Genomic DNA, 14,551 nt, shown 5'->3' on the forward strand with positions numbered 1-14,551 from the left:
GGTCACGGCGTCGCCGGCCGCCGCCGGATCACCAACGCCATCAGCGCCGCCGCGGCGCACAACGCCCCCGACGCGTACCAGACCACGTCGTACGACCCGAACGCGTCCCGCGCGGCGCCTCCCGCGAAGGCGACCACCGCCGCCCCCACCTGGTGGGAAGCGAGCACCCACCCGAAGACGATCGGGCTGTCGTCGCCGTAGTGCTCCCGGCACAGCGCCAGCGTCGGCGGCACGGTCGCCACCCAGTCGAGGCCGTAGAAGACGATGAAGAAGAGCATCGGCGGGTGCACGCTCGGCGCCAGCAGCATCGGCAGGAACAGCAGCGAGACCCCCCGCAGCGCGTAGTACACGGCGAGCAGCCGCCGTGAGTCGTACCGGTCGGTGAACCATCCGGACGCCACCGTCCCGACGACGTCGAACACCCCGATGACCGCCAGCAGCGACGCCGCCGTCGTGATCGGCATGCCGTGGTCGTGGGAGGCGGGCACGAAGTGGGTCTGGATCAGCCCGTTCGTCGAGGCGCCGCAGATCGCGAAGGTCCCGGCGAGCAGCCAGAAGGGCCCGGTCCGCACCGCCGAGAACAGCACGGTCACCGTCCGCCGGGCGGCCCCCGGCACCGGCGCCGGCTTGGGCACGAACTCCTTCGCCCCGTACGGCTTCTGCCCCACGTCGGCCGGGTGGTCGTGCAGCAGCAGCCAGACGAACGGGACCACCGCGAGGGCGGCGAGCGCCACCGTGACGGCGGCCGGCCGCCAGTCGTGCCGGTCGACGACCCAGGACAGCACGGGCAGGAAGATCAGCTGCCCGGAGGCGGCCGCGGCGGTGAGAATGCCGGTGACCAGGCCGCGGCGTTCGGTGAACCAGCGGTTGGTGACGGTCGCGGCGAAGGCCAGCGCCATGGAGCCGGAGCCGAGTCCCACCAACAGGCCCCAGCACAGCATCAGTTGCCAGGCCGCGGTCATCCACACGGTCAGCCCGGAGCCGAGCGCGATCACGGTGAGGGCGACCGCCACGACCCGCCGGATGCCGTAGCGGTCCATCAGCGCCGCCGCGAACGGCGCGGTGAGTCCGTACAGCGCGAGGTTCACGGAGACCGCCGCGCCGATGGTCCCGCGCGACCAGCCGAACTCGTCGTGCAGCGGGTCGATGAACAGGCCCGGCACGGAGCGGAACGCGGCGGCACCGATGATCGTCACGAAGGTGACGGCGGCGACGAACCACGCGCGGTGGACACGGATGCGGCGCGGTGCGCGCCCGCTCGGGGGCGGCTTCACGGCGGCGGCGGTCTCGCTTGTCTGGGTCACGTCATAGAGCTTCCGCCGCGGGCGGGCCTCGCAACGAGTGGCCCGGAGGACAGTGTTCGCTAGGATCGGGCCATGGATCCGGCCGAGCACCTCCCCGCGCCCCACGGCTTCCGGCCGCATCGGGTCGTCGTCCTCGCCCTCGACGGGCTGCTGCCCTTCGAGACGGGCATCCCGCACCGCATCTTCGGCCGCCCCCGCGACGGCCGCGGGCGGCGGCTGTACGAGGTCGTCACCTGCTCGGTCCGGCCGCCCGGGCCGGTCGAGACCGACGCCGACTTCACGATCGACGTCGCGCACGGCCCCGAGGCCCTCGCCACCGCCGACACGGTGGTCATCCCGGCCTCCTACGAACTCGGCCCGGTCTACGAGCGCGGTGAGCTGACCGGCGAACTCGCCGCCGCCCTGGCCCTGATCCGCCCCGGCACCCGGATCGCGTCCATCTGCACCGGCGTCTACGTCCTGGCCGCCGCCGGACGCCTCGACGGGCGGCCCGCGACCACGCACTGGGCGGACGCCGAGCGCTTCCAGGAACTCTTCCCGCGGGTGCGGCTCGACCCCGACGTGCTGTTCATCGACGACGGCGACATCCTGACGTCGGCGGGCGTCGCGGCCGGCATCGACCTGTGCCTGCACATGGTGCGGCGCGACCACGGCGCCGCCGTGGCCAACGACGTGGCGCGGCGCACGGTCGTACCGCCGCACCGGGACGGCGGGCAGGCGCAGTACATCCAGCGGCCGGTACCCGACCCGCAGCAGGCGTCGACGAGCGGTGCCCGCGCGTGGGCGCTGGGGCGGCTGCACGAGCCGGTCCAGCTGCGGGACATGGCCGCGCGGGAGTCGATGTCGGTACGGACCTTCACGCGCCGCTTCCGGGAGGAGACCGGGGTCAGTCCGGGGCAGTGGCTGGCCCAACAGCGGGTGGAGCGGGCCCGGCACCTGCTGGAGTCCACTGGCCTGTCGGTGGACCAGGTGGCGCGGGACTCCGGTTTCGGTACGGCCCAGTCGATGCGGCAGCACCTCCAGGCGGCGCTGGGGGTGACGCCCACGGCCTACCGGCGGACCTTCCGGGACGGCGGGCGGCGGGACGGAGCGGTGGCGTCCGCCACGGCCGGGTGAGCGAAGGTTGTCCACAGCCTGTGGACGGCCGGGGGTTCTTCTGTGGCGGTGCGGCGCCGTCCGCCCCGAGCACGGCAGCGCCGCACCGCTCTTCGGCTCGGCGCTCCCGCCCGGGCTCCCCCTCGGCCCTGGGGGAGACCGGCGCCGACTGACGACCCACACTCGTCGAGGGCTCCCGTCGCCGGACCCTCGCCGTCCCCTCGCGGCGAATCGCTGACGACCAGCGTGATCAAACCTTCACGAGGCGTCAACACCGGTTCGGGTGAGATGAGCAGGGATGTGGCATAAGCCCTGTTTGTGGGCACAGCGCACGGAAGCACACCCGGCGCACGGTTCGCACACCACCCCCGCCGACCGGCCCGCCGTGCTCCCGTGCCCCTCCCGGGACGCGGAAACGCGGGCGCCGAAGCGCGGCCGGCGTCACCGCACGGTCCGGGCACGGAAGGCCCGCTCCCCCGCCTCGTGCGGTCACACCGCTTCGTACGCCAGCCCCTCGTACCCCTCGTACGCCGTCACGGCCGCCCCGCCGCAGGCCGGCGCGGCGGCCCGGGGCGGCTCCGCGCAGCGGTCCAGTTCGCACCAGATGCGCTTGCCGGTTCCCTCGGCGCTCCAGCCCCAGCGGTCGGCCAGGCCGTCCACGAGGGCGAGTCCGCGTCCGCCGGTCGACTCGCCGTCCACACAGCGCGGCACCGGCGCCCGGTCGCTGCGGTCGGCAACCTCCAGACGGACGACGGCGTCCTCGGCCGCCTCCGCGCCCGGCAGGGACAGCCGCAGCACGGCGGGGCAGCCGGTGTGCACCACGGCGTTGGTGACGAGCTCCGAGACGAGCAGGATCAGCGTCTGGGCCAGTGGTTCGTCGGCCTCTATCCCGGACCCGGCCAGCCGTGAGCGGGCCCACCGCCGGGCCCTCCCCACCTCAGCGGGGTCGGGCCGGATCTCCAGCTGCACTTGAAGCACCTGCACCGCTCACACCATCCGAACCGGCGGACACTTGGACTCGCGCCTCACGAGGGCCACGATCGTAGCCATTTTCTGCATGGCCAGAACAACGGCCGGGACAGGGGTCACGGACCGTGACTCCCTTGTGGGACAGCATGGTTGACGTACAGTCACGTCAACAAGCGCTTCGGGCATATTCCCGCGCGAAGGAGTACACGTACGGCATACTGTGCGACGCCCGTCACGGGGAGTCGAACAGGTGGCGGCGACCGGGCCGGTCGCACGGCGAGCAACCGCAGGCACCAGCCCGGACGGAGTCGCCTCGGGGGCGACTCCGCCGCGGTGCGTGCTCATAACGACTCGCATCCCACACAAGGTACCGGAGGGGACGTCCGACTCCGGGCCGTGACGAGTCGCGCGGAGGGCACAAGCCGGTCTCCACGCTCCGTGATCACGGGAATGCCACGATCCGTGACATCCGCGCGGGGCGCGTCACTCGGGAACGGTGAAGTAGCGGGCGAAGGCCCGGACGATCTCCTCCTCGCCGATCCTGCCGTCGCCGTCGGTGTCGAGCGAGGCGGCGACCGTACGGGCGAGGTCCTCGGCGACGCCGAGCACCTTGAGCACCCGCGCGGTGTTCTCCACGCCGGCCGCGCCGTCGTCCTCGCCGTCCGCGACGGCGAGCGCCGCGTGCAGGAAGGGGCGGGCGATCTCGGCGAAGCGGTCCGGGTTGTCCCGCAGCCGCTTGACCGCGCCGTTCACGAACTCCTCGCGCGTGATGCGCTGGTCGCCGTCCCGGTCCGCGATCCCCGCCATGCCCTGCCAGAACGCCTCGGCACCGATGTACAGGGCCTGGCCCCGGTCGGAACGGGCGGCGGTGCCGAACTCGGCGAGCAGGGCCTTGGCCGCTCCGCTGAAGTCCTCCCGGTCGATGTAGCCGTTGCCGTCCTGGTCGAAGGTGGCGAACCGGGCCGCGATCCTGCGCTCGTACTCGCTGGTGACCATGTCTCTTTCAGGCCGCCTTAGGTCAGTGGGTCGTCTCGCAGGGAGCGTACGTCGTCGGCGGGCGTCCGGGAGCACGAAGGCGTCCCCCGGGCCAGGACCGGGGGAACAACGGGACAACGCTGTGACACGTGTGAGCGGTCCCACGACGCGCGTACGGGCGCGCGGGCCCGGATCACGCCGACAGCGGGCGGGAATCCTCGTCGACGGCGGAGGGGACGTCCGGATGGATCTCGAAGAGGCGGCGGACCCCGAGGGCGCCGAGCACCCTGTTGACGTGACTGCCGTCGGCGGCCCCCCGCGCGGGAAGGATCAGCCGCAGGCTGCCCCGGCAGGAGCGCAGCAGCCGGCGGGAGGCTATGAGCACGCCCACGCCGCTGGAGTCGCAGAACCACACCTCGGAGAGATCGAGCACGAGGCGGTGCCGGCCCTCGGCCACCACGTCGTGCACCCGCTGGCGCAGCACCGGGGAGGTCACCAGGTCGAGTTCGCCCGAGACCCGGAGCACGGCCCATTCGCCGTGCTCCTGATCGGTCACTTGGAAGGTCACCACCACGCCCCTCGCTCGCCGAAACGGAAGCAGTACCTACGCTTCCCTGCAGCGTGGCTGCCCACCGGCCGTTCCCTGAAACACGGCCTGGAAAACGGTTATCGAACAGAAAGGGCTTGTTCTGGTCGCCATCGATCCGATTCGATCGGTTCCGATCGACGCGGAAGGGGGTAGATCGGTGCCGAACATCGTCCGGCGTGCCCGGGCGGCCCCTTACCACCTGTGGCTCGGCCCGGGGCGCACATTGCCACAAAGGGGCGTGCGCCCTTGTCCGTGCCGACTACATTCAAGGGGTCACCGGCCACACGCCGGCCCCGGGCACCGACCGGCCCGGGGAGCCGGGAAGGAACAGGGGGTGAGGGGCCGCATGCCGACACGGGACGTACCGCCCCGGTGGGACCGCACGATGCAGCAGCGGCTCGCGCGCGGGGAGGCGGCCGCCCTCGGCGAGCTGTACGACCGGTTCGCCTCCCTCGTCCACGGCCTCGCCCACCGCGTCCTCGGCGACGAACACGCGGCCGACACCCTCACCCGCGACGTCTTCGCCCACATCTGGCAGCACCCGCACTCCTACGACCCCGGGCAGGGGCCCCTGCGCAGCTGGCTCGCCGCGCTGACCAACCGGCTGGCCGTGCAGCGGCTGCGCACCACCGGCACCGCGGCACTCGCCCGCGGCGGCCCCGGCACCACCGAGGACCTGGAGCGCACGCTCCGGCACGCCTCGGTGGCCGCCCGCGCCGACTACATCGTCCAGTCCATGCCGGCGCCCCTGCGCGCCGCCCTGGAGCTGGCGTACTTCCAGCGCCGGGACTACCGCCAGACCGCCGTCGACCTGGGCGTCACCGACGACGAGGCCCGCCGCCGGCTCCGCCTGGGCCTGCAACTGCTGGCCACCGCGCACGACACCGAGGCCCCCGCCGCCCCGCCCGGGATGGGGGGTGCCGCGTGAGCGAGCAGGCCGGGCAGCGGCCGGAACGGACGGCCGCCGACACGCCCGACGCAAACGGGCCGGACGGTATGCCCCTGGTGCTGGAGCACCGCGTGCTGAAGTCGCTGCTGGGCGCCTGGGCACTGGCCGCGTGCGCGCCGGCGGAGGCGGAGGCCGTCGAGGAGCACCTCGGCGACTGCGGCCCCTGCGCGGACGAGGCGCTGCGGCTGCGGGAGGCGGTCGGCCTGCTCCACCGGCCCGACAGCCTCGACCTGGACCCGGGGCTGCGCACCCGCGTCCTGGAGTCCTGCCTGGAACGGCGCCCGCCGCGCGTCCCCGTCCCCGAGTGGGCCGCCGCCTACGACGCCGAGACCGCGCGCCTGGACGCGCTGCTCCAGGACTTCGGGGACTCCGAGTGGCACGCGCCGGTGCGGCTGCGCTGGTACGAGGCCGACGAGGCGAGCAGCCGCCGCACCACCGTCGCCGGGGTGATCGCGCATCTGCTGACGGTCGACGGGCTGGTCGCCGTCGCCTGCGGCCTGGACGACCCGCTCGGCGACGTCACCGCCGCCCGGCCCACCCCCTCGGGCCGCACCGAGGCGTACTGGCGGGCCGCCCACGTCCCGCCCACCCGCTCCGTCCGCGCGCCCTGGCGCGAGCAGAGCCACGCCCTCGTGCGGACCGTGTCCTTCACGGGCGGCGGCGCCCGGGCGACGACGGTTCCGTACGGCGACTTCGAACTGCCGCTGCCCGACGCGATGCTGGACCGGGCCTTCGAGTGCTGGGTGCACGCCGAGGACATCGCCGAGGCGGTCGACTACCCCTACGACCCGCCCTCCGGACGCCATCTGCACCGCATGGTCGACCTGGCCGCGCGGCTGCTCCCGACCGTGCTGGAGGACCGCAGGCTGCACGGTCTGGCCTCCCCCGTCGAACGGCGCCTGGTCGCCGCCGGGGAGCCGGGGCGCAGCCTGCGGCTGGAGATCGAGGGGTCGGGCGGCGGGGAGTGGCTGATCCCGCTGGACTCCCCCGCGGCGAAGGGCTCCGCCGAGCACGAGGTGGCGCATGTGGCGCTGGACGGCGCGGAGTTCTGCCGGCTGGCGGCCGGCCACGTACCGCCGCGGGAGGCTGCCGCCGGGCAGGAGGGGGACCGTACGGCGATCCAGGACGTGCTGTTCGCTGCGGCGAGCTTGAGCAGGATGTAGGGGCCGGTTGCGGCATCGCGGGCGGCCGCCGACTGCCCGCGGCCGCCGGCGGAACAGAACCCCCGGGCTCCTAGGCGAAGACGACCGTGCGGCGTCCGTTCAGCAGGATCCTCCGCTCCGCGTGCCACTTCACCGCCCGCGCCAGCGCCTGGCACTCCACGTCACGGCCGATGGCGACCAGGCCCTCGGGGGTGACGTCGTGGCCCACCCGCTCGACCTCCTGCTCGATGATCGGGCCCTCGTCGAGGTCGGCGGTGACGTAGTGCGCGGTCGCGCCGATGAGCTTCACGCCCCGCGTGTGCGCCTGGTGGTACGGCTTGGCACCCTTGAAGCTCGGCAGGAAGGAGTGGTGGATGTTGATGATCCGCCCGGAGAGCTGCTTGCACAGGTCGTCGGAGAGGACCTGCATGTAGCGGGCGAGGACGACGAGTTCGACCTCCTCCTCGCGCACGATCTCCAGCAGCCTGGCCTCCGCCTCCGGCTTGCCGTCCTTCGGCACGGGGATGTGATGGAAGGGAATGTTGTACGAAGACACCAGCTCGGCGAAATCGGTGTGATTGGACACCACACCGGCGATCTCCACGGGCAGGGCGCCGGTCCGCGCGCGGAACAGCAGGTCGTTCAGGCAGTGCCCGAACCTGCTGACCATGAGGAGGATGCGCATCTTCTCGTCGGCCCGGTTGATCTGCCAGTCCATCCGGAAGGAGTCACCGATCGCCGCGAAGCTCGCCCGCAGCTTCTCCACGGTCACCGGGGCCTCCGCGGAGAAGTGGACCCGCATGAAGAACAGACCCGTGTCGTGGTCACCGAACTGCTGACTGTCCTCGATGTTGCAGCCGGTCATGAACAGATAGCTGGACACGGCGTGCACGATGCCCTGCTTGTCGGGACAGAACAGGGTGAGGACGTACTGGTCGGCCGGGGCCGCGGCTCGGGTGGACTGCTCGCTCATGCAGGAAAGGGTCCCACACGCGGGGTCGCTCCCGGCCGGCCGTTCCGCTACCCGGACCGCGTCAGGATCCGCAAGACCTCGAGGGTGCTCGGCGGGGCGTCGGGGTCCTCGCCGTCGCCGGTCGTCATGCGCACGTGTGCGTCCCGCGCGGCGCGCACCGCCTCCGGCCACCCCTCGTTCTCGAGGTAGGCGGTCACCGGCGCGTCCGGCCCGACCTGGTGCATGATCCGCAGCACGCGCAGCACCGCGGTGTCGACGAGCGCCGCCTCCTGGGAGTCGCGGAAGATCGTGCCGACGTACTTCTCGGCGGACCAGTTGTCCAGCCAGGTGTCCTCGACCAGCCGGTAGACGGCGTCGGTGACGTCCCCGTAGCCGGGCACGCCGGCCAGCCAGACGTCCCGCTGGAAGCCGGGGTCGGAGAGCATGTGCAGCGCGGAGCGCACATTGCTGCGCCAGCGCCACCACGGCATGTCGTTGAGCGGCATGCCGCCCATGGTGGAGGAGCGACGGCCGCGACGGGAAGAGTTCTCCGAACCTTGCACGGTCATCGATCGTACGTTTCCGCGCATCGGGGAGGGTACGGGACCCCGTAATTCACCTCCGCGTCACCGTCCGTTGACCAAGGGTCACTCGGAGGTTGGCCGTGTGGCGGAATCGTGCGGGAGCATGACCGGCAGGCGACAGACCCGCAGCACCTTCCTCTCCCGCCTCCTCACCCGGCCCGGCAGAGCCGCCGCCCTGACCACGGGCGCGCTGGTGGCGTGCGGGTCGCTCGTCACCGGGTGCGGTGTCGTCCCCGGTGCCACGGGGGGCTCCGGGGACGACACCATCACCGTGATGACCTGGGCGCCGGAGGACACCGACGCCACCAACAAACCGGGAATGCCCGCGTTTGCCGAGGCCTACGCCCGCTCGGTCAACGCGGACGGCGGTATCAACGGCCGCCGCCTCGAGGTACTGACCTGCAACGAGCGCAACGACTCGGTGACCGCCGCGCGGTGCGCCCGGCGCGCGGTGGAGGAGCGGGCCGTCGCGGTCGTCGGCTCCTACAGCCAGTACGCCGAGGCCTTCCTGCCCACCCTGGAGGCGGCCGGCATCCCGTACATCGGCGGCTACGGCATCACCACGGCCGAGTTCACCAGTCCGCTGTCCTATCCGGTCAACGGCGGCCAGCCGGCCCTGCTGGCCGGTCTCGGCCGCACCCTCGCCGACAGCTGCGGCCCGGTCACCCTGGTCCGGCCCGACACCCTCGCGGGCGACCAGCTGCCCCCGCTGCTCGACTCGGGGCTGCGGGCGGGCGGACACGCGCTCGCCGGCGACCAGCGCGCGGCGGAGGCGGCGACCTCGTACGAGAACCACTCCCTGCGTGCCCTGGAGCGGTCGACCGCCGACCCCGCCGAGCCGGGCTGTGTGGTGCCCGCGCTCGGTGACAGCACGGGCACCTTCATGGACTCCTTCCGGCGGGCCCGCGCCGACTTCCCCGAGGTGCGCGCGGCGACCGTGCTGGGCAGTGTCGACCAGTCGGCGATCGACGCGTCCGGCGGGGCCTCGGGCCCGTACGAGGGGTCGTACGTCACCGGCTGGTACCCGGCGGCGGGCGATGCCCGCTGGGACGCCATGAAGAGGGTGATCGAGCAGGAGGCGTTCGGCGACAACCGGATCGACGCGGCGGACGCCGGTGTGCAGACCACCTGGATCGCCTACACCGTCCTCCGGCAGGCCGTCGAGTCGCTCGGCGACGGCGAGGTGACCGCCGACACGGTGAGCGAGGCACTGGACAGCGGTCTCAAGGTCACCACGGGCGACCTGACCCCCACCCTGCGGTGGAGGTTCCAGGACGAGCTGGCGGCCGTCGGCTTCCCCCGGCTGGTCAACGCGAACGTGACCCTTCAGGTGGTCGAGAACGGCCGGCTGGTGGCCGCCCGCGAGGGCTTCACCGACATGACGCGGACCCTGCGGGACGCGGACCTGTAGCCGGAGGCCGGCGGCCCGGTGCCGGTCCCCCTCGCCCCCCGGCGGCCGGTCAGAGCTGGGTCGGCTGGCGTTCGGTCAGGCCGTACTGCCTGGCGATCCCGTTCCACAGCGCGGCCGCCTTGCCCTTCTCGGCGGTCGCCGTGCCGCTCTCGCGGTTGCCGGCCTGGGTCTGCTTGGTCGTGCGGGCCTGGCCCTTCCGGCAGCCCTTCTTGCCGGCGACCTGGTCGGCCCAGGCCGCGTAGTGGTTGTCGGCCGAGGCCGACGCCTTCCAGGCCTTGGTCAGCGCGTCGCTCAGGGCCTGGTGGTCGGGCAGCTTGTCCACCGGGAGGGCGGAGAGGTCGGTCACCAGCTTGTTGCGCTCCCCGGCCGCCGCCCGCAGGTTCTTGGCCGCCTCCCCCAGGTTGCGGCAGGCCTTCACGTCCGCGACCGCGTTGATCACGGCGGTCCGGCTGTCGCCGCTGTGCGCGAGCAGCTTGTCCAGCTCGACGGCCTGCTCCCGGGCGGGGTCGACGGACGGTGACGGAGAGGCCTGCGCCTCCTGGGTCGCGGGCGCGGTGGCGGACACCGTCTCGTTGTCCCCGCCGTCGTCGCCGCCTCCGCTGCCGAGCAGGGCGCCCGCGCCGACCCCGAGGACGGCGATACCGATCCCGACCGCGGCGATCACCGGCACGCGGCTGCCCGTGCGGCCACCGCCGCGTCCGCCCCGGCCCCCACCGGCCGGGCCGGCCGGGTGGGCGGTGCGCCCGGGGTCGGGCCCGCCGTACTCGACGCGCGGGAGCTGCTGGGTGGATCCGGCCGGGCCGCCGTCGTCGCTGCGGAACAGGTTGTCGAACTCGGCGGGCGGCTGCCGGCCGGCGTCACCGGCCGGAGCGCCGTAGGGCTGCCCGGGCGGCTGGTCGGTGACGGGGGCGATGTACTGGGTGGCCTCGGCGTCGGGGCCGCCGGCGGGCGGCAGATGGCCTGCGCCGGGTGCGTGCGGCTGCGGCCCGCCCAGGTAGCGGGTCTCCTCGGAGTGGTGCGCGGCGGGCATCTCGGGCGGCAGCGCGCCCGGGCCCACCGGGGGTATGTACTGCGTCGCGCCTTCGTCGGCACCGCTCGCGGGCACCGGGGGTATGAACTGCGTCGCCCCCTCGTCCACACCGCCGGCGGGCACCGGGGGCAGGAACTGGGTGGCCCCCTCCGATCCGTCGGGGGCGGCGGGCGGCAGGGGCGCGCCACCGGCCGGGGCGCCGCCGTAGGGGTGGCCCGCGTCGGGGGTGTGGTGGGCGTTGTGCCCGGGGGCTCCGTAGGCGGAGCCGTACGCGTCGGAGGCGGCGTTCGCGCCCGGGTGGCCGCCGTATCCGGGGCCCGGCCGGGCGTCGGGGGCGGGCGCGGCGCCGTAGGGCGGGGGCGCGGCGTGGCCGCCGTACGCGTCCGGGCCGGCGTGCGGCGCGGGCGGGGCCGGGTGGCCGCCGTATCCGGCGCCCGGCTGCGACACCGGCGCGGCGCCGTGGGCAGGGGGGCCGTACGCGTCACCGGGTCCGGCGGGCGAGCCGTCCGCGCCGTAGCCGCCGCCGTGGGAGGCGGGCCGGGCGCCCTCGGGCGGCAGCGGGCCGGGGCCCTGGCCGCCGCCGGGCGGGTTCTGGGCGGCCCAGGAGGACTGTTCCGGCGTGCCGCCCCACCGGCCGTCGGGCGGGGACTGCCAGTCCTGGCCCGACGCCGGGCCGGGACGGCCGGCGCCGTCCTGCGGGCCGGGACCCCACGGTGTGCCCCAGGTCTGGCCGCCGGGCGGGGCCGAGGCGGGGAAACCGCCCGCGGAGGGCCGGCCGTCCGCACCCGCGCCCGGAGCGACCGGTCCGGCCGTCTCGCCCGGCAGCAGGGGCCGGCCACCGTCGGAGGGCAGCACGATGCCTTCGCGCGCGGGGCGCGCCGAGGGCTCCTCGCCCTGTCCACTCTGCGTCACCGGGACTCCTACCAATGGGGGACCTTGTGAATCGTCGGCTCACGCTACCGGGTCCCCGGAGCCCGGTGCCACGCAGCACAGAACCAGACCTCCTGCCCTGTGTGCGCGGTAACAAAACCAGGTCACCGCACGCTGATTACGTCACTCCTTCCTCCTCCGCCCGACGCCCAACTGCCGTCACGCCGCCGCCTGGAGCTCCATGCGCGCGCCGAACTCCCGTACCACCGGCTCCTCCCGGTAGGGCTCGAGACGCTGCTGGAGGTCCTCCAGGTACTCCGCGCCCCGGTTGGAGCGGAGCCCGCCCAGCAGCTCCGCCGCCTTCAGGCCCGTACTGCAGGCCTGTTCGATCTCGCGCTGCTGCACCTGCGCGGTGGCCAGCAGCACATAGCCGATCGCCCGCCGCCGGGCCCGCGCGGGAGGATGCCCGTCCAGGGACTGGCGGGCGCACCGCGCGGCGGCCTCGGCGTGTCCGAGATCACGGTGACAGTGCGCCAACTCGTCGGCCAGGTACGCCTCGTCGAAGTGCGCGATCCACACCGGGTCGTCGCCGGAGTCCGCGTCGGCGGCCTCCATGGCGCTCACCGCCCGCCCCGCCGCCGCCTGGGCGGCGTGCGTGTCGCCCAACAGCGCGTGCCCGCGCGCCTCCGCCGCGAGGAACATCGACTCCGCGCGCGGTGTCACCCGGCCCCGCGCCCCCTCCTGCGCCGCGCGCGCCAACTGCGCGATCTCGCGCGGGTTTCCGAGCTGCGCGGCCAGATGGCTCATGGACGCGGCGAGCACGTACCCGCCGTAGCCGCGGTCCCCGGCCGCCTGCGCCAGCCGCAGCGCCTGGATGTAGTAGCGCTGGGCGAGGCCCGGCTGGCCCGTGTCGACGGCCATGTACCCGGCGAGTTCGGTCAGCCGGGCCACCGCGGCGAACAGGTCCCGGCCCACGGCCTCGCGGTACGACCCCGCCAGCATTCCCGAGACGACGCTGTTGAGGTAGTGCACCACGACCGGGCGGACGTGCCCGCTGCCGTACTGGTGGTCCAGGTCGACCAGCGCCTGCGTCATGGACCGTACGGCCGCGACGTCGGACTGTCCCACGCGCGGGCCGGCGGAGCGCGCCACCTGCCCGTCGGGCGCGGTGATCAGCCAGTCGCGGCTCGGCTCCACCAGCGCGGAGGCGGCGACGGAGGAGCCGGACAGGAAGTCCCGCCGCCCCACGTCGCTGCGCCACAGCTCGCAGACCTGCTCGATGGCCCCCAGTACCGTCGGCGAGAACTGGAGACCGACACCCGACGCGAGGTTCTTGCCGTTGGCCATGCCGATCTCGTCGATCGTGACCGTACGGCCCAGTTTGCGGCCCAGGGCCTCCGCGATGACCGCCGGTGCCCGGCCCCTCGGCTGCTGTCCGCGCAGCCAGCGCGCCACCGACGTCTTGTCGTAGCGCAGGTCGAGGCCGTGCTCCGCGCCGCACATGTTGACCCTGCGGGCCAGTCCGGCGTTGGAGCATCCGGCTTCCTGGATGAGCGCCTGCAGCCGTTCGTTCGGCTGCCGCGCGACGAGAGGCCTTGCGGCCATGGCGTACCCCCTGAGGCTGCGGTGCCTGCCCACGCACCGGGTTGACGTTCTTCCGCGGCCGTACTTCTCACGTCCCGGCGAGAAGAACCGGCCGTGAAGATCGATGCCCCGCCGAAGTGCCGACAATGCGAAGCATGTGAGGATTGCCGGGGTAACGGCGGTTGCCGGCCCCCTCGTGGCTACCCATCCGCGGACGCGGTTCCCCCCGCGCGCCCCCGCGGATGCACCCATGCGCCCCGAACAGGGAACCGATGCTCCTCCCCCGCGCACGCGGGCGGGCGTAACCCCTGGTGACGGCCGTAGTTGTGTTCATCGTGGAAGAGACGATCGCGGGCACCGACGCCGTACAGATCCCGAAGCAGCGCGGGGAATCGCTGCTGGACGCCGCTGTGCGCTACGCGGAGGAGCGCCACTGGGACGTGTTCCCGGGCACCTGGCTGGAGGCCGTGGACGGGGTGCGCGGCTGTTCGTGCGGTGACACGGCGTGTCCCGCGCCCGGCGCGCATCCGGCCCGCCCGGACTGGCCGGCGCAGGCGACCGGCAGCGCGACGGTGGTCCGGCGGCTGTGGCAGCAGCAGCCGGACGCCTCGGTCCTGCTGCCCACCGGGCGGACGTTCGACGCGGTCTCCGTGCCGGAGACGGCCGGGTTCCTGGCGCTCGCGCGGATGCAGCGGATGGGACTGACGCTGGGGCCGGTGACGCTGACGCCCCACCGGCGGATGGAGTTCTTCGTACTGCCGGGGGCTTCCGCGAAGGTGCCGGAGCTGCTGCGCAAGCTGGGCTGGTCGTTGTCGTCGCTCGACCTGACGGTCCTCGGGGAGGGGGCGTACGTGGCCGCGCCGCCGACGCGGTTCGGGTGCCGGGGGGCCGTGCAGTGGGCCTGCCGGCCCACGGTCGCGAACCGGTGGCTGCCGGACGTGGAGGAGTTGCTCTCGCCGTTGGCGTACGCGTGCGGCCGGGACCGGTAGGCGCGCCTGTCGTCCCGCGGGGCTCGTGCCGTGTCGCGACCGCGGCTCCGTCGTGGCCCGTCGCGCCCAGGCGGCGGAGCCGCGTGCCGACACAGTCCCGGGCCCCTT

General features: G+C 73.9%; 13 protein-coding genes. 5 read left to right on the forward strand and 8 right to left on the reverse strand.

The window, feature by feature from the left end; genetic code table 11:
• Window positions 1-2: 2 nt before the first annotated feature.
• Window positions 3-1,304 carry an MFS transporter gene (locus ACZ434_RS28290; protein WP_468460713.1) on the reverse strand — a complete coding sequence of 434 codons (1,302 nt, stop codon included), beginning with the start codon at window positions 1,302-1,304 and terminating at the stop codon, window positions 3-5.
• Between the two features lie 72 nt (window positions 1,305-1,376).
• Between ACZ434_RS28290 and ACZ434_RS28295 the strand changes: the two genes are divergently transcribed.
• On the forward strand, window positions 1,377-2,420 hold the full coding sequence (locus ACZ434_RS28295) for a GlxA family transcriptional regulator (RefSeq protein WP_468460715.1): 1,044 nt from the start codon (window positions 1,377-1,379) through the stop codon (window positions 2,418-2,420).
• A 468-nt stretch (window positions 2,421-2,888) separates the two neighbouring features.
• On the opposite strand, the gene ACZ434_RS28300 is transcribed toward ACZ434_RS28295, so the two are convergent.
• The 3 genes from ACZ434_RS28300 to ACZ434_RS28310 form a co-directional block, all read right to left on the reverse strand.
• Window positions 2,889-3,368 carry an ATP-binding protein gene (locus ACZ434_RS28300; protein ID WP_468460835.1) on the reverse strand — a complete coding sequence of 160 codons (480 nt, stop codon included), beginning with the start codon at window positions 3,366-3,368 and terminating at the stop codon, window positions 2,889-2,891.
• Between the two features lie 483 nt (window positions 3,369-3,851).
• The gene (locus ACZ434_RS28305; protein ID WP_468460717.1) at window positions 3,852-4,364 is read right to left on the reverse strand and encodes an EF-hand domain-containing protein; all 513 of its coding nucleotides are present in this window, start codon (window positions 4,362-4,364) and stop codon (window positions 3,852-3,854) included.
• A gap of 172 nt (window positions 4,365-4,536) precedes the next feature.
• Window positions 4,537-4,917 (reverse strand): STAS domain-containing protein, encoded by a 381-nt coding sequence (locus ACZ434_RS28310; protein WP_468460719.1) that lies wholly within the window; start codon window positions 4,915-4,917, stop codon window positions 4,537-4,539.
• Window positions 4,918-5,278: 361 nt separating this feature from the next.
• Here ACZ434_RS28310 and ACZ434_RS28315 point away from each other — a divergent pair, with 361 nt between their 5' ends.
• Window positions 5,279-5,860: a sigma factor gene (locus ACZ434_RS28315; RefSeq protein ID WP_468460721.1), complete on the forward strand. Its 582-nt coding sequence runs from the start codon at window positions 5,279-5,281 to the stop codon at window positions 5,858-5,860.
• Window positions 5,857-7,044, forward strand: a complete 1,188-nt coding sequence (locus ACZ434_RS28320) for a maleylpyruvate isomerase N-terminal domain-containing protein (RefSeq protein ID WP_468460723.1) — start codon at window positions 5,857-5,859, stop codon at window positions 7,042-7,044. Before ACZ434_RS28315 ends, ACZ434_RS28320 begins: the two co-directional genes overlap by 4 nt.
• Before the next feature lie 70 nt (window positions 7,045-7,114).
• Here the strand turns inward: ACZ434_RS28320 and purU are convergent, their stop codons facing one another.
• Both purU and ACZ434_RS28330 read right to left on the reverse strand, forming a co-directional pair.
• On the reverse strand, window positions 7,115-7,996 hold the full coding sequence (gene purU / locus ACZ434_RS28325) for a formyltetrahydrofolate deformylase (protein WP_468460725.1): 882 nt from the start codon (window positions 7,994-7,996) through the stop codon (window positions 7,115-7,117).
• A 47-nt stretch (window positions 7,997-8,043) separates the two neighbouring features.
• Window positions 8,044-8,544, reverse strand: coding sequence for an SCO4402 family protein (locus ACZ434_RS28330; protein ID WP_468460727.1), 501 nt, complete (start codon window positions 8,542-8,544; stop codon window positions 8,044-8,046).
• A gap of 118 nt (window positions 8,545-8,662) precedes the next feature.
• Between ACZ434_RS28330 and ACZ434_RS28335 the strand changes: the two genes are divergently transcribed.
• A complete protein-coding gene (locus ACZ434_RS28335) occupies window positions 8,663-9,970 on the forward strand; it encodes an ABC transporter substrate-binding protein (protein WP_468460729.1) in 1,308 nt (435 codons plus the stop codon).
• A gap of 49 nt (window positions 9,971-10,019) precedes the next feature.
• Here the strand turns inward: ACZ434_RS28335 and ACZ434_RS28340 are convergent, their stop codons facing one another.
• Together ACZ434_RS28340 and ACZ434_RS28345 are read right to left on the reverse strand one after the other, a co-directional pair.
• Window positions 10,020-11,912, reverse strand: a complete 1,893-nt coding sequence (locus ACZ434_RS28340) for a hypothetical protein (RefSeq protein WP_468460731.1) — start codon at window positions 11,910-11,912, stop codon at window positions 10,020-10,022.
• Window positions 11,913-12,089: 177 nt separating this feature from the next.
• Complete coding sequence (locus tag ACZ434_RS28345; RefSeq protein ID WP_468460733.1) at window positions 12,090-13,475, reverse strand: transcriptional regulator; 1,386 nt, start codon at window positions 13,473-13,475, stop codon at window positions 12,090-12,092.
• A 305-nt stretch (window positions 13,476-13,780) separates the two neighbouring features.
• On the opposite strand from ACZ434_RS28345, the gene ACZ434_RS28350 reads away from it, so the two are divergent.
• Complete coding sequence (locus ACZ434_RS28350; protein WP_468460837.1) at window positions 13,781-14,443, forward strand: bifunctional DNA primase/polymerase; 663 nt, start codon at window positions 13,781-13,783, stop codon at window positions 14,441-14,443.
• Window positions 14,444-14,551: the final 108 nt, after the last annotated feature.

It is taken from the genome of Streptomyces sp. NPDC030893, from assembly GCF_055571535.1.

Bases quoted from the DNA above. Each gene is read 5' to 3' on its own strand.
- ACZ434_RS28305 (WP_468460717.1), bottom strand. From the start codon at position 4,364: ATGGTCACCAGCGAGTACGAGCGCAGGATCGCGGCCCGGTTCGCCACC.
- ACZ434_RS28345 (WP_468460733.1), bottom strand. From the start codon at position 13,475: ATGGCCGCAAGGCCTCTCGTCGCGCGGCAGCCGAACGAACGGCTGCAG.
- purU (WP_468460725.1), bottom strand. From the start codon at position 7,996: ATGAGCGAGCAGTCCACCCGAGCCGCGGCCCCGGCCGACCAGTACGTC.
- ACZ434_RS28315 (WP_468460721.1), top strand. From the start codon at position 5,279: ATGCCGACACGGGACGTACCGCCCCGGTGGGACCGCACGATGCAGCAG.
- ACZ434_RS28330 (WP_468460727.1), bottom strand. From the start codon at position 8,544: ATGACCGTGCAAGGTTCGGAGAACTCTTCCCGTCGCGGCCGTCGCTCC.
- ACZ434_RS28335 (WP_468460729.1), top strand. From the start codon at position 8,663: ATGACCGGCAGGCGACAGACCCGCAGCACCTTCCTCTCCCGCCTCCTC.
- ACZ434_RS28295 (WP_468460715.1), top strand. From the start codon at position 1,377: ATGGATCCGGCCGAGCACCTCCCCGCGCCCCACGGCTTCCGGCCGCAT.